We start from the raw sequence: 23,581 nt of genomic DNA on the forward strand, positions 1-23,581 counted from the left end.
ATAAGCAATGGCAACATTCGTACACACGGTAGGCAATCAGGTCTACCGTTTCGACAGCCTCAAGGACGTCATGGCCAAGGCCAGCCCGGCCCGTTCGGGCGACTTTCTCGCGGGTATCGCGGCCGGTAACGACGGTGAGCGGGTCGCTGCGCAGATGGCCTTGGCCAATATCCCGCTCACGCACTTTCTCAGCGAGGCACTGATCCCGTACGAGGAAGATGAAGTTACCCGCCTGATCATCGACACTCACTATGCCGCAGCCTTCGCCCCGGTCAGCCACCTGACCGTCGGCGGGCTGCGCGACTGGCTGTTGAGCGATGAGGCCGATGAACTCAGCCTGCGCGCCCTTGCCCCCGGCCTCACCCCGGAAATGGCGGCCGCCGTGTCCAAGATCATGCGCGTGCAGGACCTCGTGCTGGTGGCGCAGAAGATCCGCGTGGTCACGCGCTTTCGCGGCACCATGGGCCTGCGCGGGCGCCTGTCCACCCGCCTGCAGCCCAACCACCCCACTGACGAGCCCGCTGGTATCGCCGCCAGCATCCTTGACGGCCTGCTGTATGGCAACGGCGACGCCATGATCGGGGTCAACCCGGCCACCGACAACATCGCCTCGATCTGCGCCTTGCTGGAAATGCTCGACGCCATCATCCAGCGCTACGACATTCCCACCCAGTCCTGCGTGCTGACCCACGTGACCACCTCGATCGAAGCGATCAACCGTGGCGTGCCGCTCGACCTGGTGTTCCAGTCCATCGCCGGCACCGAGGCCGCCAACGCCGGTTTCGGCATCAACCTCAATGTCCTGCAGGAGGGATACGAAGCGGGCCTGAGCCTCAACCGCGGCACGCTCGGGCAGAACCTGATGTACTTCGAGACCGGCCAGGGCAGCGCGCTGTCGGCCAACGCCCACCACGGCGTCGACCAGCAGACCTGCGAGGCCCGTGCCTACGCCGTTGCCCGCCACTTCAAGCCTTTCCTGGTCAATACCGTGGTCGGTTTCATCGGCCCGGAATACCTCTACAACGGCAAGCAGATCATCCGCGCCGGGCTCGAAGACCACTTCTGCGGCAAGCTGCTCGGCGTGCCCATGGGCTGCGACATCTGCTACACCAACCACGCCGAAGCCGATCAGGACGACATGGACACCCTCCTGACCCTGCTTGGCGTGGCAGGCATCAACTTCATCATGGGCATTCCGGGCTCGGACGACATCATGCTCAATTACCAGACCACCTCTTTCCACGACGCGCTCTACGCCCGTCAGACCCTGGGCCTCAAGCCGGGCCCCGAGTTCGAGGCCTGGCTGGCCCGTACCGGCATCCTCACCCAGGCCGATGGCAGGGTGCGCTTCGGTGACAACCTGCCACCAGCCTTCCGCCACGCCCTTGCGCAACTTGCCTAGAGACGAACATGGACGAAAAGACTCCCAGCACCGACAACCCCTGGCTCGCCCTGCGCACCCTGACTCCGGCGCGCATCGCCTTGGGCCGCACCGGCACCAGCCTGCCGACTGCGGCGCAACTTGATTTCCAGTTTGCCCACGCCCAGGCCCGCGACGCGGTCCATCTGCCCTTCGACCACACCAGCCTGGCCGCCCAGTTGAGCGATCGCGGGCGTGACAGCCTGCTGCTGCACAGCGCCGCCACAGACCGCAATCTGTACCTGCAACGCCCCGACCTGGGGCGGCGCCTCGACGAGGACTCCGCCTGCCAGTTGCGTGAGCATGTCCAGGCAAAGCCCGGAGGGGTGGACCTTGCCATCGTGATCGCCGATGGTCTCTCGGCCCTGGCCGTGCACCGGCACGCCCTGCCGTTACTGGCCCGCTTCGAAGAACAGGCGGCGAATGACGGCTGGTCGATGGCGCCGGTGATCCTTGTCGAGCAAGGGCGGGTCGCCGTGGCCGATGAAGTGGGCGAACTGCTGGGCGCGCGCATGACTGTCATGTTGATCGGCGAACGTCCAGGCCTGAGCTCGCCCGACAGCCTCGGCTTGTACTTCACGTATGCACCGCGTGTCGGCCTGACTGACGCCTACCGCAACTGCATTTCCAACATACGCCTTGAGGGCCTGAGCTATGGCATGGCCGCCCATCGCCTGCTCTACTTGATAAGGGAAGCCAACCGTCGTCAGCTGTCGGGGGTCAGACTCAAGGAGGAGGCCGAGGTGCACAGACTGGACAGCGATGAGCCCATTGGCAAAAAAGGAAACTTTTTGCTTGGCGAGGGGTAAAACCCTGTAATGCAGAGCAGATTGCGCTTCGACCCCGCAGTGATGCAGCATTCGGACACAGGCTGCTGGCAATTCGCCGCTCCCCCAAATGGACCCTGAGGACTGCTCATGCGCATCATCAAGGCAACCCTGGAACACCTCGACCTCATCGCCCCGCTCTTCGTCAAATACCGGGAGTTCTACAAGCAGTTGCCCTATCCGGACTCCTCGCGGGCGTTTCTCGAAAAACGCCTGAAACGCGACGAGTCAGTGATCTACCTCGCCCTCCCCAAGGATGACGACAGCAAGCTGATGGGCTTTTGCCAGCTCTACCCGAGCTACTCGTCCCTGTCGCTCAAACGCGTGTGGATCGTCAACGACATCTACGTGGCCGAGGACTACCGGCGCATGCTCGTCGCCGACAATCTCATGCGCGAAGCCAAGAAGATGGCCCGGGAAACCAACGCAGTGCGCCTGCGCGCGTCCACAAGCGATGACAACGAGGTTGCCAAGAAGACCTACGAGTCGATGGGCTTTCGTCTGGACACCGAATTCAAGAACTACATCCTGCCGATCAACGGCGACTGAACCCCGCCCGGCAGGCGCTCGCCTGCCGGTATCCCCTGCCGTAATCAGCCGCTACAAACTGTCCGGGCAGATTCCCTTCATGGCCGTATAATGCCTGCTCTTCGTGTGTGAAAATTCATCCGGACCTGGGTGAAGAAGCCTACATCCTCGCATTGTCCGTCATCGCGTGCCCGCTGCTGCGGGTCAAGAACACAGGTGTTGTACATGGATTTCAACCCGCTGGATCTTATACTGCATCTCGATGTGTACCTCGATTTGCTGGTCACCAATTACGGTCCCTGGATCTACGCCATTCTGTTCGCAGTGATTTTCTGCGAGACCGGTCTTGTGGTGATGCCTTTCCTGCCGGGCGACTCGCTGCTGTTCATCGCGGGCGCCATCGCTGCGGGCGGCGGCATGGATCCGGTACTGCTTGGCGGCCTGCTCATGGCGGCAGCCATCCTGGGTGACAGTACCAACTACGTGATCGGACGAACGGCTGGCGAGCGGCTGTTTTCCAATCCCAATTCGAAGATCTTCCGCCGCGATTACCTGCAGCAGACCCACAACTTCTACGAACGCCATGGCGGCAAGACCGTGACCCTGGCGCGCTTCCTGCCGATCCTGCGGACCTTCGCGCCGTTTGTCGCCGGCATCGCCAGGATGCATTACCCGCGTTTTCTCGGTTTCAGCGTCGCGGGCACCATTCTCTGGGTCGGCGGCCTGGTGACCCTGGGCTATTTCTTCGGCAACGTGCCATTCATCAAGCAGAACCTGTCGCTGATGATCGTGGCGATCATCGTCCTCTCGCTGGTACCGATGATCATCGGCCTGGTGCGCGGCCGCTTCGGCCGCACTGCCAATACCCACTGACCGATGTGGTCACTGCGCGCCTGGCGGCGCCAGCGCACTCTGGCGCGCCATCCCATCGATCCGCAACGCTGGCAGGCCATCTGCCAGCGCTTGCCGATGCTCGACGGCCTGACCGAAAACGAGGACCGCTGGCTGCGTGACGCCAGCGTGCTGTTCCTGGCCGACAAGCATCTCACCGCCCTGCCCGGCGTCGAACTCGATGGCGAGCAGCGGCTGTTTCTCGCGGCGCAGGCCCAGTTGCCGTTGCTGCACCTGGGCGAGCTCAACTGGTACCAGGGCTTTCACGAAGTCATCCTCTACCCCGACGACTTTGTCAGCCCCCAGCGCTACCGCGATTCCAGCGGCGTCGAGCACGAGTGGGACGGTGAGCACAGCGGCGAAGCCTGGCACCAGGGGCCGGTGATCCTTGCCTGGCCTGGCGTGCTCGCCAGCGGCGGTTGGGAAGGCTACAACCTGGTCATCCACGAGCTCGCGCACAAGCTCGACATGCTCAACGGCGACGCCAACGGCCTACCGCCCCTGCACGACGGCATGCACGTCGGCGACTGGGCCAAGGCCATGCAGCAAGCCTTCGACGACCTCAACCGCCAGCTCGACCAGGACCCCGACGCCGACACCGCCATCGACCCCTACGCTGCGGAAAACCCTGCCGAGTTCTTCGCCGTCACCAGCGAATATTTCTTCAGCGCCCCCGACCTGCTGCACCAGGCCTACCCTGCCGTCTACCAGCAACTGGCGCTGTTCTACCGCCAGGATCCTCTCACCCGGCTCCATCACCTGCGCCACCAGCACCCGGATTACCGCGACACCCAGGCTTGATCGGCGGCCCGACTATCCCCAACCGTGGCAACCCCCCTGCGAATATGCCTATAATCGCGCCCAATTTTTGGTCAAACATGGGGGCACTGCCCAATGAGCTACAGCAAGATTCCGGCTGGCAAAGACCTGCCGAACGACATCTACGTCGCCATCGAGATCCCGGCCAACCACGCGCCGATCAAATACGAGATCGACAAGGACAGCGACACCCTGTTCGTTGACCGTTTCATGGCCACGCCGATGTTCTACCCGGCCAACTACGGTTTCATCCCCAACACCCTGGCCGACGACGGTGATCCGCTCGACGTGCTGGTCGTTACTCCGTACCCGGTTGCCCCTGGCTCGGTCATCCGCGCCCGCCCGGTCGGCATCCTGAACATGACTGACGACGGCGGCGGCGACGCCAAGGTCATCGCCGTACCGCACGACAAACTGTCGCAGCTGTACGTCGACGTGAAGGAATACACCGACCTGCCAGCCCTGCTGCTGGAGCAGATCAAGCACTTCTTCGAGAACTACAAGGATCTCGAGAAAGGCAAATGGGTCAAGATCGAAGGCTGGGAAGGTGCAGACGCCGCCCGCGCCGCGATTACCAAGTCGGTTGCTGCCTACAAAGGCTGAAGCCCGCTTGACTGAGAAAACCCCGCCTCGGCGGGGTTTTTTTATAGCCTGCGAATGTTGAGACAGCACTTTTCCTACGCGATCCTCAGCTAATTCCTCCGAAAGCACTGATTTCCTACAGCAAAATTGAACTTAACGTTTATATTCCTCGCGCTCATCGCTCGCTAGACTGAGCCCCATGAACAGCTCTGGTGAACGCCTTAAAGCCCTCCTCCAGGAGTGCAACCTGACCGCCTCCGACTTTGCCGCCCAGCGCCAAGTCTCGCCCCAGCACGTCAACAACTGGTTCAAGCGCGGCGTGCCCCTGGCCCGTCTCGACGAGATCTCCGACTTGCTGTGCGTGCATCGCCGCTGGTTGCACACCGGTGAAGGCCCGAAATACCTCAACCCCATCCCGCGCCTGTGCACTCCCTGCCCCCGCCACGCGCCCCACTCCCCTTCGCCCAGCGCATTGATGTGCCATGACGGGCAATACTCGCCGATCCCGCTTTACCGCGTATGCGACGGCCAGCTCGAACCGGTACCTGGCGGCAACCTGCGCCTGCCGCTACGGGCCTTCGAAGCACTGGGCGTGGCCCCAGGCGACGCCGTGTGCCTCAGCATGCCGGCCTACAACATGACCCCCACCCTGCCCCATGGCAGCACGCTCGCCATCGACCGCAGCCTTACCCGCATCGTCGAAGGCGAAACCTACGCCCTGTTGCACGGTGGCCAGCTGCGCGTGAACACCCTCAGCCTTACCGAAAAAGGGGTGCTGTGCCTGCACAGCCACGACAACCGCAATCACCCACCCGAAAGGCTGACCGCCCTTCAATGCCGCGTGCAGGGAGTGGAAATCATCGGCTGGGTATTCTGGTGGGCACATCTGCGACCGGGGAGGCCGGAATGAAGCTGGGGATTTTTTGCTGGGCAACCTGGTATCACCCTTGTATGCTAAGCCGCATATCTGCCCCTCCCGGCCTGGCCGCGCAGCAGGGGCCCAGGCGACGACCGACCAGGTCGACCGCCCTCTTTCCAGGCCTTGTGCCAACAGTTTAAGGCGGTTGCGGCTTACCAAAAATTAGCCAAGACCGTCCCCAAGAAGCCGGCCACAAGCCGGCTTTTTAATGCCTGCGATTTGCGCTCGCCACACCGCCCACGGATATGTGCGGTCTTTGGGTCTTGGAGGGGCGCTGCTCAGCCTTTCACACAGACCACCTGCCGAAGGGTGTGGACAACCTCCACAAGCTCACTCTGCGCGCGCATCACTGCATCAATGTCCTTATAGGCCATCGGTATCTCGTCGATCACATCCTTGTCCTTGCGGCACTCTACATGCGCGGTGGCACGCTGCTGGTCCTGCACGGTGAAGCTGCTCTTGGCCTTGGTGCGGCTCATGGTCCGGCCTGCGCCGTGGCTGCATGAGCAGAACGACTCTTCATTCCCCAGCCCGCGGACGATGAAGCTCTTGGCACCCATCGACCCGGGAATGATCCCGAGCTGGCCCTTTTGCGCAGACACCGCGCCTTTGCGGGTGACCAGCACTTCGCGGCCATAATGCTGCTCGCGCTGCACGTAGTTGTGGTGGCAATTGACGGCTTCGAGGTTGGCGTCAAACGGCCTGCGCAATACGTTGCGGGCGGCGGCGATGACGGCATGCATCATCAGCTCGCGGTTGTGCCGGGCGAAGTCCTGGGCCCATTCGACAGCTTCGACGTAGTCGGCGAAATGGCGGCTGCCTTCCTTGAAATAGGCGAGATCCTTGTCGGGTAGATTGGCCAGATGCTGGCGCATGTCGGCCTGGGCAAGCTCGATGAAGTGGTTGCCGATGGCATTGCCGACGCCGCGCGAGCCACTGTGGAGCATGAACCAGACGCGCTGGGCTTCGTCGAGGCAGACTTCGATGAAGTGGTTGCCGCCACCGAGGGTGCCGAGATGATGACGGTTGTTGGTCTTTTCAAGGCGGGGATACTTGTCGGTGATCGCCTTGAAGCGGGCGGCGAGGCTCTGCCAGGCCTGGTCGGCGTGGTGGGGGACGTGATCCCAGGCACCCTGGTCGCGGCGGCCGAAGGTCTTGCCGTGGGGTACGGACTGTTCGATGGCGGTGCGCAGGGCGTGGAGGTTGTCGGGCAGGTCGCGGGCGTTGAGGGAGGTGCGGGCGGCGATCATGCCGCAGCCGATATCGACGCCAACGGCGGCGGGAATGATGGCGCCGACGGTGGGGATGACGCTGCCGATGGTCGAGCCCTTGCCCAGGTGCACGTCGGGCATGACGGCAAGGTGCTTGTAGATGAAGGGCATCCTGGCGGTGTTCATGAGCTGCCGGCGGGCCTCTTCTTCAACGGGGACACCGTCGGTCCAGAGCTTGATCGGCTTGCCGCCGGCCACTTCGAGAATGTTCATGCTGATACCCCGCTGACTGCCTGATCCGCATGATAACGCGTATGACCTGCACCAAAGGTCGTGGTCCGATGGCTTGCCAGTGGGGTGGCACTGTGCTGTATGCTTGCCCGGTCTTCAGGGCGGGGTGCAAGTCCCCACCGGCGGTAAATCGAAAGATGAGCCCGCGAGCGCCTTGGCTTTTTGGCCAAGGGTCAGCAGATCTGGTGAGACTCCAGAGCCGACGGTCATAGTCCGGATGAAAGAAGGCGTCAGGCGGGGCCCCTGTGCCCCTGCGCGCGTTTTGTTCGCCCTGAAACGTTCATCGATCTCTAACGAGGAGCGTTTCATGTCCCCTTTGCACCGCCAGCAGTACCCCAATGTCGCGGCCGCTATCGCCGCATTCCAGGCCGGCAAGCCGGTTTTGTTGCTCGACGACGATGATCGCGAGGACGAAGCGGATATCATTGCCGCCGCCGAAAATATCTCCATGCAGACCATGGCCATGATGATCCGCGACTGCAGCGGCATCGTTTGCCTGTGCCTGGACGAAACCACTGTCGATGCGCTGCAGCTGGCGCCGATGGTGCAGAACAACCAGGCCCGCCATGGCACCGGCTTCACGGTCACCATCGAAGCGGCGGAAGGTATCACTACCGGCGTTTCTGCGAAGGACCGCATCACCACCATTGCCGCGGCGCTGAGCTCCACGGCGCAGGACCGGCACATCGTGAGCCCCGGCCACGTCTTCCCGCTGCGCGCGCGCAACGGCGGCGTGCTGACTCGCCGTGGCCACACCGAGGGCACGGTCGACCTGGCGCGGCTGGCCGGCTTGCGTCCGGCCGGTGTACTGTGCGAGCTGATGAACCCGGACGGGACCATGGCCCGTGGCGAGCAGGTAATGATGTATGCGCGCGAATACTCGCTGCCGATCCTGACCATCGAGGAGCTGGCGCAATACCGTGTCGCCGTGATGCAGGAAGCGGCAATCGCTGTCTGATCCTCCCGTTTCGTGTGGGCTGCCCTGCGGCCCACATTTGCTCCCCCTGCCCTGCTCTGCTAGTGTCGCGCGGTTAATACCGCCACCGAGACAGCTGCCATGGCCCGCAAAAAAGCCTCCATCGATTTCGAGCAATCCCTCGCCGACCTGCAAACGCTGGTCGAGCGCCTGGAGAACGGCGAACTGTCGCTGGAGGACTCGTTGGCCGCCTTCGAGCAAGGCATCAGCCTGACCCGTGACTGCCAGAGCGCCCTGGCCCAGGCCGAACAGAAGGTCCAGGTCCTGCTGGAGCGTGACGGGGAGCTCGCCGCCGAGCCCTTCGACGCGGACCCCGCGGCATGATCGGCGCCTACCAGTCCACCTGCCAGGCCCGCGTCGACGCTGCCCTCGAGTCTTTGTTCAAGGCGCCCACGCCTGAATTGCAACGGCTCTACGCCGCCATGCGCTACAGCGTGATGAACGGCGGCAAGCGTGTGCGCCCGCTGCTGGCGTACGCGGCCTGCGAGGCGCTTGGCGCTCCTGCTGAAGATGCCAACGGCGCGGCCTGTGCGGTCGAGCTGATCCATGCCTATTCGCTGGTGCACGATGACTTGCCAGCGATGGATGATGACGATCTGCGCCGCGGGCAACCGACGACTCACAAGGCGTTTGACGAAGCGTGCGCGATTCTGGCCGGCGACGGGCTGCAGAGCCTGGCGTTCGAGGCGCTGCTCGATTCGCGCTTGAGCCCTCAGGTGGACGGTATCCGCCTGGCGATGGTGCAGGCGCTGGCCAGGGCGGCGGGCCCGGCAGGCATGGTGGGTGGCCAGGCCATCGACCTGGGCTCGGTGGGCGTGAAGCTTGACCAGCACGCGCTGGAGTTCATGCATCGGCACAAGACCGGTGCGCTGATCGAAGCGAGCGTGCGCCTGGGCGCCCTGGCCAGCGCGCGCGCCGGGCAGCAACAGCTCGATGCGTTGCAGGTGTATGCCGGGGCGGTCGGCCTGGCGTTCCAGGTGCAGGACGACATTCTGGATGTCGAGAGCGATACCGCGACCCTGGGCAAGCGCCAGGGAGCCGACATTGCCCGCGACAAGCCTACCTATCCCGCCCTGCTGGGCCTGGATGCGGCCAAGGCCTACGCGGTTGAACTGCGTGACCAGGCGCTGGTCGCACTGGAAGGCTTTGGTGAATCCGCCGAGCCGCTGCGGGCGCTGGCACGGTATATCGTCGAGCGGCGCAACTGACTCGCCGCACCCACCGGTACAGGCCTCCTAAATGGGCAGTCTCCCGAACAATGGGGTAAACTGCCGCCACTTCAAACCTATAACGATTCGCCTGATGCCCACGACGTTTCAAGAGATCCCCCGCGAACGCCCGGTCACGCCATTGCTTGATCGCGCTGATACGCCTGCCGGCCTGCGCCGGCTGGCCGAAGCCGACCTGGAGACCCTGGCTGACGAACTGCGTCAGGACCTGCTCTATACCGTCGGGCAGTCTGGCGGGCACTTCGGCGCCGGCCTGGGCGTGATCGAGCTGACGATCGCCCTGCACTACGTCTTTGACACGCCAGACGATCGTCTGGTGTGGGACGTAGGTCATCAGGCCTATCCGCACAAGATCCTCACCGGCCGCCGCAAGCGCATGCACACCCTGCGTCAGAAGGACGGCGTCGCTGCCTTCCCGCGGCGCAGCGAGAGCCCGTACGACACCTTTGGGGTGGGTCACTCCAGCACATCGATCAGCGCTGCCCTGGGCATGGCGATTGCCGCCCGGCTGCAGAATTCCGCGCGCAAGTCGATCGCGGTGATCGGCGATGGCGCCCTGACCGCAGGCATGGCCTTCGAGGCGTTGAACCACGCCCAGGAAGTCAACGCGGACATGCTGGTGATCCTCAACGACAACGACATGTCGATCTCGCGCAATGTCGGTGGCTTGTCCAACTACCTGGCCAAGATCCTTTCCAGCCGCACTTACGCAAGCATGCGTGAAGGCAGCAAGAAGGTCCTCTCGCGGCTGCCCGGTGCGTGGGAAATCGCCCGCCGCACCGAGGAATACGCCAAGGGCATGCTGGTCCCCGGCACGCTCTTCGAAGAGCTGGGCTGGAACTACATCGGCCCGATCGACGGCCACGACCTGCCGACCCTGATCGCCACCCTGCGCAACATGCGTGACCTCAAGGGCCCGCAGTTCCTGCACGTCGTGACCAAGAAGGGCAAGGGCTTCGCGCCTGCCGAGGTCGACCCGATCGGCTACCACGCCATCACCAAGCTCGAACCCGTGGACAAGCCCATCGCGCCGAAAAAGGCCGGCGGGCCCAAGTATTCGGCGGTGTTTGGCAAATGGCTGTGCGACATGGCCGCTGCCGATCCGCGCCTGGTGGGTATTACTCCGGCGATGAAGGAAGGCTCCGACCTGGTCGAGTTCAGCGAGCGGTATCCGCATCGCTACTTCGACGTCGCGATTGCCGAGCAGCACGCCGTGACCCTGGCGGCCGGCATGGCCTGCGAGGGCTCCAAGCCGGTGGTGGCGATCTACTCGACGTTCCTGCAGCGTGCGTATGACCAGCTGATCCATGACGTCGCGGTGCAGAACCTCGATGTGCTGTTCGCTATCGACCGTGCGGGATTAGTGGGTGAAGACGGTCCGACTCACGCGGGCAGCTTCGACCTGTCGTTCTTGCGGTGCATCCCGGGCATGCTGGTGATGACCCCGAGCGATGAGAACGAGTTGCGCAAGATGCTCAGCACCGGCCACCTCTACAACGGCCCCGCCGCCGTGCGCTATCCGCGCGGTACCGGCCCGAACGCTGCGATCAGCAGTGATCTGGAGCCGCTGGATATCGGTAAAGGCGTGGTGCGCCGCCAGGGCAGCAAGGTTGCCCTGCTGGTGTTCGGCGTGCAGTTGTCCGAGGCGCTGAAGGTGGCTGAAGGCCTGGATGCGACCGTGGTCGACATGCGCTTCGTGAAACCGCTGGATGAAGCACTGGTGCGTGAACTGGCCGGCAGCCATGAGCTGCTGGTGACCATCGAGGAAAACGCCATCATGGGTGGCGCGGGTGCCGCGGTGGGTGAGTACCTGGCGGGCCAGGGGGTGGTGATGCCCTTGCTGCACCTGGGACTGCCGGACATCTATGTCGAGCATGCCAAGCCTGCGCAGATGCTGGCCGAGTGCGGGCTGGATGCGGAGGGGATCGAGGCTTCGGTGCGCGCACGGATGGCGGTGCTCGGGCTGTAGGATAAGTTGTCATTGACTGGGGCCGCTGCGCAGCCCATCGCGGGACAAGCCCGCTCCCACAGGTTCGCCGTGTTGCACCACTTCTGGACTGCCCCCAAGAAGTTGGACAAAAAATCCAACCCTTGGGGGCATCCCATTCTGTGGGAGCGGGCTTGTCCCGCGATGGGCTGCGCAGCGGCCCCAGAACAGCCCCCACCGTTCCACCTGGTGCCCTCATGACTCCGCTACGTCTTGCCCCTTTGCTGCTCTGCCTCCCCACGACCCTGATGGCCGCCCCCGCCACCCGTGACGACGCGCTCAAGCTCCCCGACGTACTGATCAGCGCCAACCGCCAGGTCGAATCGCGTACCGCCACCAGCGCCGCCAGCACGGTCTTCACCCGCGCCGACATCGATCGCCTGCAACCCACCAGTGTGACCGACCTGCTGACCCGCGTGCCGGGTGTGCAAGCCGCACCCACCGGCGGCCGGGGCAGTCTGCCGGGGATCTTCATCCGCGGCACCAAGGCCGCGCAAAGCCTGGTGCTGGTCGATGGCGTGCGCATCGCCAATGCGACTTCCGGGGACAGCGGCCTGCAGTTTCTGGGCATCGACCAGATCGAGCGTGTCGAGGTCCTGCGCGGTTCGCGCTCGGCCATCTATGGCAGCGATGCCATCGGCGGAGTGATCCAGATCTTCACCCGCCGCAACGCGGGCGAAGGCCTGCAGCCGCGGCTGCGCCTGGCCGCAGGCAGCAACCAGACCCGGCAAACCAGCCTGGGACTGTCCGGTGGAGATGGCCCGACCCGCTTCAACCTCGGCGCCAGCCTGGACGAGACCGCCGGCATCGACTCCACCGGGCCTTCGTTTGCCAGCGACGATGACCACGATGCGTACCGCAACCAGTCGATCAATTTCAGCCTGAGCCACACCTTCACCGAGAACTTCGAGGCAGGCCTCAACCTCCTCGACAGCCGTGGCCGCAGCGAATACGACAACCCGTTCGGGCGCTTCGACCCGGTCACCTTCGAAAGCTTCGGCCAGAAGCCCTACACCGACTTCAACGTCAGCAGCGTGGGCACCTACCTGGACGCGCAACTGGCCGAGCGATGGCATTCGCGCCTGGAACTGGCCCACAGCGAGAACCGCGACGACAAACGCGACAAACTCAGTGACGATGCCAGCGTGTTCAATACCTACCGCGACCAGGTCACCTGGCAGAACGATCTCGTGCTGGACGGGCGCAACAGCCTGCTGTTGGGCGGCGACTGGTACCAGGACCGGGTTCATGCAAGTACCGACTTCGACGAGGACAGCCGCTGGAACCGCGCGGCGTTCATCCAGCACCGTTTCACCGGCGAGTACTTCTCGACCGAAGTCGGCGTGCGCCGCGACCAGAACCAGCAGTTCGGCGGCCAGACGACCTGGAGCGCCAGCCTGACCCTGCCGCTGAACCCCGATAATGACGTGTTGCTGTCCTACAGCGAAGGTTTCCGGGCGCCTACCTTCAACGACCTCTACTACCCGCAGTTCAGCAATCCCGACCTGGACCCGGAGCGCTCGAAGAGCTACGAGCTGCAATGGCGCAGCCAGATCAGCGCCGGCACCCGGCTGGAGACTTCGCTGTACCGCACCGACCTGCGCGATGCGATCATCTTCGGCGAGGGTTCCATCCCGCGTAACGTGGCGTCGGCCAGGATCAACGGCCTGGAAATGGCACTGCATCAGGAGCTGTTCGGCTGGCAGGCCGAACTGGGCCTCGCCTTCACCGACCCGCGCGACCGGGACAGCGGCCACACCTTGGCGCGCCGGGCTCGGCGCACCCTGAGCCTGGACCTGGACCGACAGTTCGACCGTTTCAGTGTGGGTGGTAGCTGGCAGGCAGTCAGCAGCAGCTTCGATGACGAAGCCAACCGCAATCGCCTTGGCGGTTATGGTCTGCTGGGACTGCGCGGCGCCTGGCAGGCCACGCCCGAGGTGAGCGTGGCGCTGAAGCTCGACAACCTGCTGGACAAGGATTACAGCCGGGCACTCTACAGCTACGGGACCGACAACCAGGCCTATCGCGAAGAGCGGCGGACCTGGCTGCTGAGCCTTACCTGGACGCCGACGCTGTAGGCTGGAGCACGGCGCACAGGCGCGCGGTGGCATCGATCATCTGACCGCTAGGCCGCTCTAGGCCCTTGTCCGGCACGATCAGCAAACGATCCTGGGACACAGCACTCAGCGCCGGCCACGCCTTCCATTCCTCCAGATGGGCATCATCGCCCGCCAGGATCACCTGTGGATCACGCTGCAAGACCGATTCAATGTTGACCTGCGGTGCCGGCTGCTTCAGGTCGGCAAAGACATTGCGCGCCCCGCACACCGCCAACGCATCGCTGATGATCTGGGCGCCGCCCAAGGTGTAGAGAGGATTGTTCCAGACCTGGTAGAACACTCGCAGCGGCTGCTCGCGGTGATACCGCTGGCGCAGCTCGCTCAGGCGCTGGCGGCGTTCGGCCACATAGGCACGGCCCTGCTCCGCGCGGTCCAGGCGCACGCCGATCGCCTCGATCTGCTCAAGCAGCTGATCAAGGTCATGAGGCTCGCCGGTATAGATGGGGATGCCTAGCCGCTGCAGCTGGTCACGCTGCGCAGGGGCCACGCTGTCGGGCCAGAGCAGCAGCAGGTCGGGCTTGAGGCTGATCAGCCGCTCCATTTCCAGCTGCCCGTAGCGGCCCACCGAAGGCAGCCCTTCCAGCGCCGTTGGCCGGTCGACGCCATCGAGCACGCCGACCAGCAGGTCGGTTGCCTGAAGCTCGATGACAATCTCGGTCATCGACGGCGCCAGGCTGACGACACGAAGCCCGGCGTTGGCCCATGTACTGAAGGCCAGAAGCAGGAAGACCACGACACCGCGCGCACCCCCCATGCCGCGGATCACGCTGGCCCGGCCTCGCCCTGGTGCTCGTTGCCCATCATGTGGCCGAGCTTGCCGGCCTTGGTGGCCAGGTAGTGACTGTTGTGCGGGTTATGCCCGGTGTGCAGCGGCACACGCTCGGCGACCACGATGCCCATGTCGGTCAATGCCTTCACCTTGCGCGGGTTATTGGTCATCAGGCGCAGCGACTGCACGCCCAGGTGCTCGAGCATCGGCAGACACATGGCGTAGTCGCGCTGGTCGGCGGCAAAGCCCAGGCGCTCGTTGGCCTCGACGGTGTCGGCGCCGCCATCCTGCAGCTTGTAGGCGCGGATCTTGTTCAGAAGGCCGATGCCCCGACCCTCCTGACGCAGGTACAGCAGCACGCCACGGCCTTCACGGGCAATGGCCTGCAGCGCGCCTTCAAGCTGCGAGCCGCAGTCGCAGCGCTGGCTGAACAGCGCATCACCGGTCAGGCATTCGGAATGCAGGCGCCCCAGAACCGGCTGGCCATCGGCAACGTCACCCAGGCTGAGCACGACATGCTCGCGGCCGGTGGCTTCATCGAGAAAGCCATGCATGGTGAAGATTGCAAAAGGAGTAGGCAGTTTCGAGGCGGCAACAAAGACGACGGGCACGTTGTGCTCCTGATTGGTAACTTGGGATTTCACGTGAGCCGATTGTATCAGCAGCCCGGCACCCGTGCGCACGCTGAATACCGGGAGACAAGATCGAAAAGTTCGATCGTTAGCGCGGCGCGCTTTCGTCACCAAAGGGGTACGGCTGCTTCCAGTGGTCGAATATCGGCTTCAGCTCGCCGTTGCGCGCGAGGGAGTCCATGCGCTGGTCGAACACCGCGCGCAGGGCCTTGCCTCGTTCATTGTTGCCAAAGGCCAGGTAGAGCGGCAGCTCGACGATGTGGGTCCGGCGAAACAGTGCGGGGTTGGACGCCTGGTCAAGCACATAGTCGACCTCGGTCAACGCGTCGATATAGAAGTCGACCCGGTTGTGCTGAAGCATCGGCAGGATGCCCTCGCGGCGCTGGATTTCGCGGCAATGCTGTACCTTGAGGCAGTCTTCGGTGCCGGGCAGGTAGTACTGGAAGTCGTAGCCGCGGACCCAGGCCAGCCGATGCTGGCTGATGTCCTCAAGCGTCGGCACGGGCTTGCTGGCCAGGCCCAGGGCGTAGATGTGGTCCATGTCGTAATGCCAACGCGGATAGAGGTTGTCGTCTTCCTCTTCCTTGTAGGAACCGACCCAGGCATCAGCCTCACCGCGCTTCACCAGCCCGACGGAGCGGCTGTACGGTGCAGTCTGCAGCTTCACCTCGACGCCGGCGGGCTCGAACACCTTGCGCAATACATCCCAGGCCAGGCCGGTGCCATCGGCATTGGTGTAGTCGATCCACTCCTCGCTGACCAGGCGCACCTGGCCAGGTGGGCCAGCGTCCTCATCCACGGCGTAAGCATTTGCGGTCAGTACAAGCCACATCGCCAGCAACACATACCTGATGGCCATTCAACGCTCCTTCGTCAAGCCAGAACCCAGACCAGCACCTGCATGCCCAGCCAGGCGAATACACCCGCCAGAACATCGTCGAGCATGATTCCCACGCCTCCATGCACGTGCCGGTCGATCCAGCGAATCGGCCACGGCTTGAGGATGTCGAAGAACCGGAACATCAGGAACCCGGCGAGCAGCCACTGCCAGCCCTCTGGCACCAGCCACAGGGTGATCCACATGCCGACCATCTCGTCCCAGACAATGCCCTCATGGTCGTGAACGCGCAAGTCGTCGGCGACCTTGCCGCATAGCCAGAAGCCGAACAGCATGGTCAGGCCCAGCAACAGCCAGTAGCCCCAGTCCGGCAGCATCTGCCACAGCGGCACGAACGGCAGGGCCACCAGCGAGCCCCAGGTCCCTGGGGCCTTGGGCAGCGTGCCTGAGCCGAAGCCGAAGGCGAGGAAGTGCCATGGGTTGCGCCAGACCGAAGGTGGGACGAACTCCGCAGGCACCTGCTTTGGGTGGTCGGTCACGGTGTCTCCCTGAAATGTTGGTAACCCCGCACGGCCGGGGTGATGTCCCGGCCCTGACAGTCGTGCAGGCTGACACCCTGACCGTCGAGCACACGCCCGACGACATGAATCGGCCAGCCGTCCTGCTGCAGGGATGATAGATGGTGTGGGGGTAGAGTGAAGGCCAGCACGTAGTCGTCACCACCACTCAGCGCCGCCCGCCGCGCGCCCTCGGGCCCGAGCAGGCCTTGCAGGGCGGGCGATAGCGGCAGCCGGGCGAGGTCCACCTCCAAGGCTACCTTCGATGCCTTGGCGATATGCCCGCAGTCGGCCAGCAGACCGTCGGAGATGTCCAGCGCCGCACTTGCCTTGCCGCGCAGGGCCTGGCCCAGCGCCAGTTGCGGCGAGGGGGACCAGTAGTGCGCAAGCAACGGCTCGGCCAGCGCGGCCTCGGCGGTGCGCTCGCCCAGCACCAGCGGCAGGGCGCCGGCGGCATTGCCCAGCTCGCCACCGACACACAGCAGGTCACCGGCACGGGCACCGCTGCGCACCAACGCCTGCCCAGCCGGAAGCCGGCCAAACACGGTCATGGTGATACTGAGGGGTCCGCGGGTGGTGTCGCCGCCTATCAGGCTCAGGCCGCAATGGCGGGCCATGCGGTCGAGGCCTTCGGCATAGGCCTGCAGCCACTGCTCGCCGACCTCGGGCAAGGTCAGCGCCAGGGTGAAGCCGATGGGCGTGGCGCCCATTGCCGCCAGGTCACTGGCGGCCACTGCAAGCGAGCGCTGGCCGAGCAGCAGTGGCTCGCACTGTGCTGGAAAGTGCACGCCGGCGACCAGGGTATCGGTCGAGACAGCCAGCTGTTCGCCGGCCGGCAGGTTGAGCAGGGCGCAGTCGTCGCCGATGCCCAGGCCCACCTCTTCACCGCCCTGCGCACAGGGCGCGGCGGCAAAGTAGTGGCTGATCAGCTCGAACTCACCCATGGTCCGGCAGCGCCAGGATCAGCGCTTGAACGCCTTGACTTCGGCTTCGCGCAGACGCGGAGCCAACTTGTCGAGCACGCCGTTGACGAACTTGTGTCCGTCGGTGGCGCCGAAGACCTTGGCCAGTTCGACGCCTTCGTTGATGACAACGCGGTACGGCACGTCCACACGCTTGATGAACTCCCAGGTGGACAGGCGCAGTACCGCCAGTTCGACCGGGTCGAGCTCTTCGAGCGCCAGGTCCAGGCACGGGGCCAGGGCGTTGTCGATTTCCTGCACCATCGCCGGGACCCCGTGAAGGATCTCGCGGAAGTAGGCGCCGTCGACATCGGTGAAATCGTTATCGACCCGGAACTGCGCTTCGACCTCGTTCAGCGAATGACGGGCCATGTGCCATTGATACAGTGCCTGGGTCGCGAGCTTTCGGGCTTCGCGGCGCTTGACGCTCTTCGATGGCTTGCCGGCATCGGCCGGCTTGGGATCGCGCGGATTGAAACGATCGCTTTCGTCGCTAATCACTTGGCCTCCAGCTGCGCCAGCAGACTGACCATTTCAAGGGCGGACAGGGCAGCTTCAGCGCCCTTGTTGCCGGCCTTGGTGCCGGAACGCTCGATGGCCTGTTCGATGGAATCGACAGTCAGGACACCAAAGGCGACCGGAACGCCAAATTCCATGGACACCTGGGCCAGGCCCTTGGTGCATTCGCCCGCCACGTATTCGAAGTGCGGGGTACCGCCACGGATGACCGCGCCCAGGGCGACGATCGCCGAGTATTCGCCTTGCTGGGCGATTTTCTGCGCGACCAGCGGGATCTCGAAGGCGCCCGGGGCGCGGATGATGACGATGTCGCTTTCGCTCACGCCGTGGCGTACCAGGGCATCAACGGCACCGCTTACCAGGCTTTCGACGACAAAGCTGTTGAAGCGGCCAACCACCAAAGCATAGCGACCTTTGGGGGCGATGAAGGTACCTTCGATGGTCTTCAGGGTCATTCCGGAGTTCTCATCTTAAAGAGCGAGGCCGCTACCAGGCGGCCTGCAGGAGGTTTTGGACACGAGCGGCAGGACTTCGATCAGGCCTGTGTCACTCGGAGGGCACGTATTCTACAACTTCCAGATCGAATCCGGATATCGCATTGAACTTCATCGGCGAGCTCATCAGGCGCATCTTGCGCACGCCCAGGTCGCGAAGGATCTGCGAACCGGCGCCGACGGTGCTGTAGGTGCTCGGCGTCTTGACCTGAGTCTCGCCCGCGCTTTCACGGATATGCGCCAGCAGCACGTCGCCATCGAGCGGGTGGCCCAGCAGCAGGACCACGCCGCTGCCGGCCTCGGCGACCGCGTTCATCGCGGCGCGCAGGCTCCAGCGGCCAGGCTGCTTGACCATCAGCAGGTCGCGCAGCGGGTCCATGTTGTGCACGCGCACCAGGGTCGGCTCTTCGGCGCAGATGGTGCCCAGGGTCAGGGCCATGTGCACGTCGCCCTCGACCGCGTCGCGGAAGGTGACCAGGTTGAACTGGCCCAGCTCGCTGTCCAGGGGCTGCTCGGAAACCCGCTGAACGGTACGCTCGTGGATCATCCGGTAATGGATCAGGTCGGCGATGGTGCCGATCTTGATGTTGTGCTGGGCGGCGAAGACTTCGAGCTCGGCGCGGCGCGACATGGTGCCATCGTCGTTCATCACTTCGCAGATCACGCCGCTAGGTTCGAAGCCGGCCATGCGCGCCAGGTCGCAGGCGGCTTCGGTGTGACCGGCGCGAGCGAGGGTACCGCCGGGCTGCGCCATCAGCGGGAAGATATGGCCTGGGCTGACGATGTCCTCGGCCTTGGCGTCCTTGGCGGCGGCGGCCTGCACGGTACGGGCGCGGTCAGCGGCGGAGATGCCGGTGGTGACACCCTCGGCAGCCTCGATCGACACGGTGAACTTGGTGCCGAAGCCCGAACCATTGCGCGGCGCCATCAGCGGCAGCTTGAGGGTTTCGCAACGCTCGCGGGTCATCGGCATGCAGATCAGGCCACGGGCGTGCTTGGCCATGAAGTTGATGTGCTCGGCCTGGCAGCACTCGGCAGCCATGATGATGTCGCCTTCGTTCTCGCGGTCTTCGTCATCCATGAGGATGACCATCTTGCCCTGGCGGATGTCTTCCACCAGCTCTTCAATACTGTTGAGCGCCACGCGGCACCCCCTTCTCGATCAGGATTTCAGATAGCCATTGGCGGCCAGGAAGCTTTCGGTGATGCCACTGCCCTTGCTCGGTTCGGCGGCCTTGTCGCCCAGCAGCAGGCGCTCCAGGTAACGGGCCAGCAGGTCGACCTCAAGGTTGACCCGACGACCTGTGCGGTAGTCGGCCATGATGGTTTCGGACAGGGTGTGCGGGACGATGGTCAGCTCGAACTCGGCGCCATCGACCAGGTTGACCGTCAGGCTGGTGCCATCGACGGTGATCGAGCCCTTGTGGGCGATGTACTTGGCCAGTTCCTTGGGCGCGCGCACGCGAAACTGGATCGCGCGGGCGTTATCGCTGCGCGAGACGATTTCGCCGACGCCGTCGACGTGGCCGCTCACCAGGTGGCCACCCAGGCGAGTGGTCGGGGTCAGGGCCTTCTCGAGGTTGACGGGGCTGCCGCTCTTTAGGTCGTCGAAAGCGGTGCATTCGAGGGTCTCGCGGCTCACGTCGGCCCAGAAGCCGTCGCCGGGGAGCTCGACAGCGGTCAGGCACACGCCGTTGACGGCGATGCTGTCGCCCAGCTTGACGTCGGCAAGGTCCAGCTTGCCGGTTTCGACGTAGACCCGCACGTCACCGCCCTTGGGGGTCAGGTTGCGGATGGAGCCGATGGATTCGATGATGCCTGTGAACATGTGTGCTCCTCGATAACGGGGCTGCGCGTGGCAAGCCTGGAATTATACGCTGCGGGCCGGAACAGGGATGGCCGTGATCCGCCAGTCTTCGCCGACCGCGCGCATTTCGATGATTTTCAGCCTGGGTGCCTCGCTCATTCGCGCCAGTGGCCAGTCCAGCAGCGGACGGGCGCTGGAGCCAAGGAAGATGCCTGCGACGAACAGCTGGTATTCGTCGATCAGCCCCTTCTCGGCAAACGCACCAGCCAGGCCGGCCCCGGCCTCCAGCAGGATCTCGTTGACCCCGCGCGCGGCCAGGGCCTGCAACAGCGCCGGCAGATCGACCTGGCCGTCCGCGCCGGGCAGGCTCAGCAGCTCGTGGCCGGCCTCGGCGTAGCGCGGGTCGTCCGCGGCGGCGGTCACCACCAATGCAGGGCCCGCCTGGAAAAACGGCGCTTCCAGCGGCAGGCGCAGGCGGCCATCGACCAGCACCCGCAGCGGCAAGCGCGATACTGCCAGCGCCGTGGTCTCGGCATCCAGGCCCAGCTCGTCAGCGCGCACAGTCATGCGCGCGTTGTCGGCCAGCACGCTCTGGGCGCTGGTCAGCACCACGCTGGAACGCGCTCGCAGGCGCTGCACCGCCGAGCGCGCCGCCGGGCCGGTAATCCACTGGCTCTCGCCGCTGGCCATGGCAGTGCGCCCGTCCAGGCTCATGGCAAGCTTGGCACTTACATACGGCAGGCCGTGTTCCATGCGCTTGAGGAAACCGGGATTGAGCGCGCGCGCTTCGGCTTCAAGCACGCCGCTGGCGACCTCGATGCCTGCTTCGGCCAGGCGCCGCAGGCCTTGCCCGCCCACTTGCGGATTCGGATCCTGCATGGCCGCGACCACCCGCGCCACGCCGGCCGTGACCAGCGCCTCGGCGCAGGGCGGCGTGCGCCCATGGTGGCTGCAGGGCTCAAGGGTCACGTAGGCACAGGCGCCGCGTGCGCGCTCGCCGGCCTGGCGCAGGGCATGCACTTCGGCATGCGGCTCGCCGGCGCGGACATGCCAGCCTTCGCCGACCACCTCGCCATCACGCACGATCACGCAGCCGACACGAGGGTTCGGATGGGTGCTGTAGAGGCCCTTGCGGGCCAGTTCCACGGCGCGGGCCATGTAGTGGGCATCGAGGATGGCGGTCTGGCTGGGCATCGTCACTCTTTGGCTGGCTCGCGGGCCAGGCGGTCGATTTCTTCGCGGAATTCGTCAAGGTCCTGGAAGCGCCGGTAGACCGAGGCAAATCGGATGTAGGCGACTTCGTCGAGCTTGCGCAGCTCGGCCATCACCAGCTCACCGATGACCAGCGACTTGACCTCGCGTTCGCCGGTGGCGCGCAGCTTGTGCTTGATGTGCGCCAGCGCGGCTTCGAGGCGCTCGATGCTGACCGGGCGCTTTTCCAGTGCGCGCAGCATGCCGGCACGAAGTTTTTCTTCATCGAAAGGCTGGCGGGTGCCGTCCTGCTTGATCAGCCGGGGCAGCACCAGCTCGGCGGTCTCGAAGGTGGTGAAGCGCTCGCCGCAGGCGACGCACTCGCGGCGGCGGCGTACCTGTTCGCCTTCGGCGACCAGTCGCGAGTCGATGACCTTGGTGTCGTTGGCACCGCAAAACGGACAGTGCATGGTGGCAGGCAACAAAAAAAGGGAGGGCCATGGTAGCGCATCCCACTGGCAAGACAAGCCAAAGGGGTTACCATCCATTGAAATTGCCCGTGAAGGATTTCTCCATGCACCACCGAGCGCTTGCAGTGCTCTGCCTCGGCGCCTTGCTGGCGGCTTGCAGCAGCGAAGCACCGAAACCCGACCAGCCCGCCGCCGCACCTGCGCCAAAGGCTGCGAAAAAGCTCGAAGGCCTTGGCCCCCTGCCCGCCTACCAACGTGAACTCAGCGGAACCCTGCTCGAGGTGCCGGTGGGTGCCGAAGTCGAGCTGGCACTGCTGGTGATCGATGACCGCGGCCGGCCCCAGCGCCTGCTGGCGAGCAGCAACCTGGATGGCACCGGCCTGCCGCTGCCCTATCACCTGCGTTTCAACCCCGAGGCTTTCCCGGCGGGCGCACGCGTCGAGCTGCGGGGCCGCGCGAGCCGTTCCGGCCAGTTGATCCTGCACCTGCCTGCCCTGCGCATCAGCCAGGCCCAGACCCAGGCCACCGGCGCCCTGCGTTTCGAAAAGACGCCATGAAGGGTCAGCCTGTACCACGCCTGGCGCCAGCCTTTATAGTTATGCCATTACAGGATTTGCGAGATTCGCGATGAGCCAAGACACGCCGTACATTTTCGATGCCAGCGCCGCCGATTTCGATCAGGTGGTCATCGAGAACTCTTTCCACAAGCCGGTGCTGGTGGACTTCTGGGCCGAGTGGTGCGCCCCCTGCAAGGCACTGATGCCCCTGCTCGCGCAGATCACCGAGAGCTACCAGGGCGAGCTGTTGCTGGCCAAGGTCAACTGCGACATCGAGCAGGACATCGTCGCCCGCTTTGGCATCCGCAGCCTGCCGACCGTGGTGTTGTTCAAGGATGGCCAGCCGGTCGACGGCTTTGCCGGGGCCCAGCCAGAGTCGGCCATCCGCGCCCTGCTTGAACCCCATGTGCAATTGCCGGCGCCAGTTGCCGCCTCGCCGCTCGAACTGGCCAAGGCGCTGTTCAGCGAAGGCCGCTTCAGTGAAGCCGAAGCCACGCTCAAGGCCCTGCTGGGCGAAGACAACAGCAATGCCGAGGCACTGATCTTCTATGCGCGCTGCTTGGCCGAGCGTGGGGAACTGGGTGAAGCGCAGGTGGTGCTTGATGCCGTCACGACCGACGAGCACAAGGCCGCCCTGGCCGGTGCCAAGGCTCAGCTGACATTCCTGCGCCAGGCTGCCGACCTGCCCGAAACCGCCGAGCTCAAGAGCCGCCTGGCGCAGAACCCCCAGGATGATGAAGCGTCGTACCAGCTGTGCATCCAGCAATTGGCGCGCCAGCAATACGATGCTGCGCTGGATGGCTTGCTGAAGCTGTTCGTGCGCAACCGGGGTTACGAGAACGGCTTGCCGCACAAGGCCCTGCTGCAGGTGTTCGAGTTGCTGGGCAGTGATCATCCGTTGGTGGCAGGTTACCGCCGCAAGCTGTTTGCAGCCCTGTACTGAGATCCTACAGGTACCGCAGCGGTTTCAGAAGTGTCGTCAGCG

The 23,581-nt window shown here is 64.5% G+C and carries 26 protein-coding genes and 1 riboswitch; of the genes, 14 read left to right on the forward strand and 12 right to left on the reverse strand.

What is annotated here, in order from left to right; genetic code table 11:
• Positions 1 to 7: 7 nt before the first annotated feature.
• From AC0ZZU_RS09280 to AC0ZZU_RS09310, 7 genes are all read left to right on the forward strand, one after another.
• A complete protein-coding gene (locus AC0ZZU_RS09280; RefSeq protein ID WP_476340248.1) occupies positions 8 to 1,402 on the forward strand; it encodes an ethanolamine ammonia-lyase subunit EutB in 1,395 nt (464 codons plus the stop codon).
• Between the two features lie 8 nt (positions 1,403 to 1,410).
• The gene (gene eutC, locus AC0ZZU_RS09285) at positions 1,411 to 2,229 is read left to right on the forward strand and encodes an ethanolamine ammonia-lyase subunit EutC (protein ID WP_476340250.1); all 819 of its coding nucleotides are present in this window, start codon (positions 1,411 to 1,413) and stop codon (positions 2,227 to 2,229) included.
• Between the two features lie 108 nt (positions 2,230 to 2,337).
• Entirely contained in the window at positions 2,338 to 2,796 is a 459-nt protein-coding gene (locus AC0ZZU_RS09290) for an N-acetyltransferase family protein (protein WP_476340251.1), read from the forward strand.
• 204 nt (positions 2,797 to 3,000) lie between these two features.
• Positions 3,001 to 3,648: a DedA family protein gene (locus tag AC0ZZU_RS09295; RefSeq protein WP_476340252.1), complete on the forward strand. Its 648-nt coding sequence runs from the start codon at positions 3,001 to 3,003 to the stop codon at positions 3,646 to 3,648.
• 3 nt (positions 3,649 to 3,651) lie between these two features.
• Positions 3,652 to 4,467 carry a M90 family metallopeptidase gene (locus tag AC0ZZU_RS09300; RefSeq protein ID WP_476340254.1) on the forward strand — a complete coding sequence of 272 codons (816 nt, stop codon included), beginning with the start codon at positions 3,652 to 3,654 and terminating at the stop codon, positions 4,465 to 4,467.
• 93 nt (positions 4,468 to 4,560) lie between these two features.
• Positions 4,561 to 5,088 carry an inorganic diphosphatase gene (gene ppa, locus AC0ZZU_RS09305; protein ID WP_158465525.1) on the forward strand — a complete coding sequence of 176 codons (528 nt, stop codon included), beginning with the start codon at positions 4,561 to 4,563 and terminating at the stop codon, positions 5,086 to 5,088.
• Positions 5,089 to 5,266: 178 nt separating this feature from the next.
• The gene (locus tag AC0ZZU_RS09310) at positions 5,267 to 5,977 is read left to right on the forward strand and encodes a LexA family transcriptional regulator (RefSeq protein ID WP_476340255.1); all 711 of its coding nucleotides are present in this window, start codon (positions 5,267 to 5,269) and stop codon (positions 5,975 to 5,977) included.
• A gap of 287 nt (positions 5,978 to 6,264) precedes the next feature.
• Here the strand turns inward: AC0ZZU_RS09310 and AC0ZZU_RS09315 are convergent, their stop codons facing one another.
• A complete protein-coding gene (locus tag AC0ZZU_RS09315; protein WP_476340257.1) occupies positions 6,265 to 7,470 on the reverse strand; it encodes an RtcB family protein in 1,206 nt (401 codons plus the stop codon).
• 106 nt (positions 7,471 to 7,576) lie between these two features.
• A riboswitch (FMN riboswitch) is annotated at positions 7,577 to 7,721 on the forward strand.
• 74 nt (positions 7,722 to 7,795) lie between these two features.
• Here AC0ZZU_RS09315 and ribB point away from each other — a divergent pair.
• The 5 genes from ribB (at position 7,796) to AC0ZZU_RS09340 (ending at position 13,758) form a co-directional block, all read left to right on the forward strand.
• Entirely contained in the window at positions 7,796 to 8,446 is a 651-nt protein-coding gene (gene ribB, locus AC0ZZU_RS09320) for a 3,4-dihydroxy-2-butanone-4-phosphate synthase (RefSeq protein ID WP_476340258.1), read from the forward strand.
• A 99-nt stretch (positions 8,447 to 8,545) separates the two neighbouring features.
• Positions 8,546 to 8,788: an exodeoxyribonuclease VII small subunit gene (locus AC0ZZU_RS09325; RefSeq protein WP_158460593.1), complete on the forward strand. Its 243-nt coding sequence runs from the start codon at positions 8,546 to 8,548 to the stop codon at positions 8,786 to 8,788.
• Complete coding sequence (gene ispA, locus AC0ZZU_RS09330; protein WP_476340260.1) at positions 8,785 to 9,672, forward strand: (2E,6E)-farnesyl diphosphate synthase; 888 nt, start codon at positions 8,785 to 8,787, stop codon at positions 9,670 to 9,672. Before AC0ZZU_RS09325 ends, ispA begins: the two co-directional genes overlap by 4 nt.
• Before the next feature lie 94 nt (positions 9,673 to 9,766).
• Positions 9,767 to 11,662: a 1-deoxy-D-xylulose-5-phosphate synthase gene (gene dxs, locus AC0ZZU_RS09335; RefSeq protein WP_476340262.1), complete on the forward strand. Its 1,896-nt coding sequence runs from the start codon at positions 9,767 to 9,769 to the stop codon at positions 11,660 to 11,662.
• A gap of 215 nt (positions 11,663 to 11,877) precedes the next feature.
• Positions 11,878 to 13,758 (forward strand): TonB-dependent receptor domain-containing protein, encoded by a 1,881-nt coding sequence (locus AC0ZZU_RS09340; RefSeq protein WP_476340263.1) that lies wholly within the window; start codon positions 11,878 to 11,880, stop codon positions 13,756 to 13,758.
• Here the strand turns inward: AC0ZZU_RS09340 and AC0ZZU_RS09345 are convergent.
• The 11 genes from AC0ZZU_RS09345 to nrdR all read right to left on the reverse strand — a co-directional run bounded on the left by AC0ZZU_RS09345 (position 13,736) and on the right by nrdR (position 22,039).
• Entirely contained in the window at positions 13,736 to 14,554 is an 819-nt protein-coding gene (locus AC0ZZU_RS09345; RefSeq protein WP_476340265.1) for a cobalamin-binding protein, read from the reverse strand. The genes AC0ZZU_RS09340 and AC0ZZU_RS09345 overlap by 23 nt on opposite strands.
• A gap of 8 nt (positions 14,555 to 14,562) precedes the next feature.
• On the reverse strand, positions 14,563 to 15,180 hold the full coding sequence (ribA, locus tag AC0ZZU_RS09350; protein ID WP_476340267.1) for a GTP cyclohydrolase II: 618 nt from the start codon (positions 15,178 to 15,180) through the stop codon (positions 14,563 to 14,565).
• 109 nt (positions 15,181 to 15,289) lie between these two features.
• On the reverse strand, positions 15,290 to 16,060 hold the full coding sequence (locus AC0ZZU_RS09355; RefSeq protein WP_476340268.1) for a substrate-binding periplasmic protein: 771 nt from the start codon (positions 16,058 to 16,060) through the stop codon (positions 15,290 to 15,292).
• Between the two features lie 14 nt (positions 16,061 to 16,074).
• Positions 16,075 to 16,578 carry a phosphatidylglycerophosphatase A family protein gene (locus AC0ZZU_RS09360; RefSeq protein ID WP_476340270.1) on the reverse strand — a complete coding sequence of 168 codons (504 nt, stop codon included), beginning with the start codon at positions 16,576 to 16,578 and terminating at the stop codon, positions 16,075 to 16,077.
• Positions 16,575 to 17,540, reverse strand: coding sequence for a thiamine-phosphate kinase (thiL, locus tag AC0ZZU_RS09365; RefSeq protein ID WP_476340271.1), 966 nt, complete (start codon positions 17,538 to 17,540; stop codon positions 16,575 to 16,577). Before thiL ends, AC0ZZU_RS09360 begins: the two co-directional genes overlap by 4 nt.
• A gap of 18 nt (positions 17,541 to 17,558) precedes the next feature.
• Positions 17,559 to 18,059: a transcription antitermination factor NusB gene (gene nusB, locus AC0ZZU_RS09370; protein WP_158460584.1), complete on the reverse strand. Its 501-nt coding sequence runs from the start codon at positions 18,057 to 18,059 to the stop codon at positions 17,559 to 17,561.
• Positions 18,056 to 18,532: a 6,7-dimethyl-8-ribityllumazine synthase gene (ribH, locus tag AC0ZZU_RS09375; protein WP_476340272.1), complete on the reverse strand. Its 477-nt coding sequence runs from the start codon at positions 18,530 to 18,532 to the stop codon at positions 18,056 to 18,058. Before ribH ends, nusB begins: the two co-directional genes overlap by 4 nt.
• Before the next feature lie 91 nt (positions 18,533 to 18,623).
• Positions 18,624 to 19,715 (reverse strand): bifunctional 3,4-dihydroxy-2-butanone-4-phosphate synthase/GTP cyclohydrolase II, encoded by a 1,092-nt coding sequence (ribBA, locus tag AC0ZZU_RS09380; RefSeq protein ID WP_476340274.1) that lies wholly within the window; start codon positions 19,713 to 19,715, stop codon positions 18,624 to 18,626.
• 18 nt (positions 19,716 to 19,733) lie between these two features.
• A complete protein-coding gene (locus AC0ZZU_RS09385) occupies positions 19,734 to 20,399 on the reverse strand; it encodes a riboflavin synthase (RefSeq protein WP_476340275.1) in 666 nt (221 codons plus the stop codon).
• Positions 20,400 to 20,441: 42 nt separating this feature from the next.
• Positions 20,442 to 21,572: a bifunctional diaminohydroxyphosphoribosylaminopyrimidine deaminase/5-amino-6-(5-phosphoribosylamino)uracil reductase RibD gene (ribD, locus tag AC0ZZU_RS09390; RefSeq protein WP_476340276.1), complete on the reverse strand. Its 1,131-nt coding sequence runs from the start codon at positions 21,570 to 21,572 to the stop codon at positions 20,442 to 20,444.
• A gap of 2 nt (positions 21,573 to 21,574) precedes the next feature.
• Complete coding sequence (gene nrdR / locus AC0ZZU_RS09395) at positions 21,575 to 22,039, reverse strand: transcriptional regulator NrdR (RefSeq protein ID WP_476340277.1); 465 nt, start codon at positions 22,037 to 22,039, stop codon at positions 21,575 to 21,577.
• A gap of 104 nt (positions 22,040 to 22,143) precedes the next feature.
• Between nrdR and AC0ZZU_RS09400 the strand changes: the two genes are divergently transcribed.
• Positions 22,144 to 22,596, forward strand: coding sequence for a YbaY family lipoprotein (locus tag AC0ZZU_RS09400; RefSeq protein WP_476340279.1), 453 nt, complete (start codon positions 22,144 to 22,146; stop codon positions 22,594 to 22,596).
• A 70-nt stretch (positions 22,597 to 22,666) separates the two neighbouring features.
• Positions 22,667 to 23,539, forward strand: a complete 873-nt coding sequence (gene trxA, locus AC0ZZU_RS09405) for a thioredoxin (protein ID WP_476340280.1) — start codon at positions 22,667 to 22,669, stop codon at positions 23,537 to 23,539.
• Positions 23,540 to 23,581 lie beyond the last annotated feature (42 nt).

The sequence above is a fragment of the Pseudomonas sp. JE3303 genome, assembly GCF_056312565.1.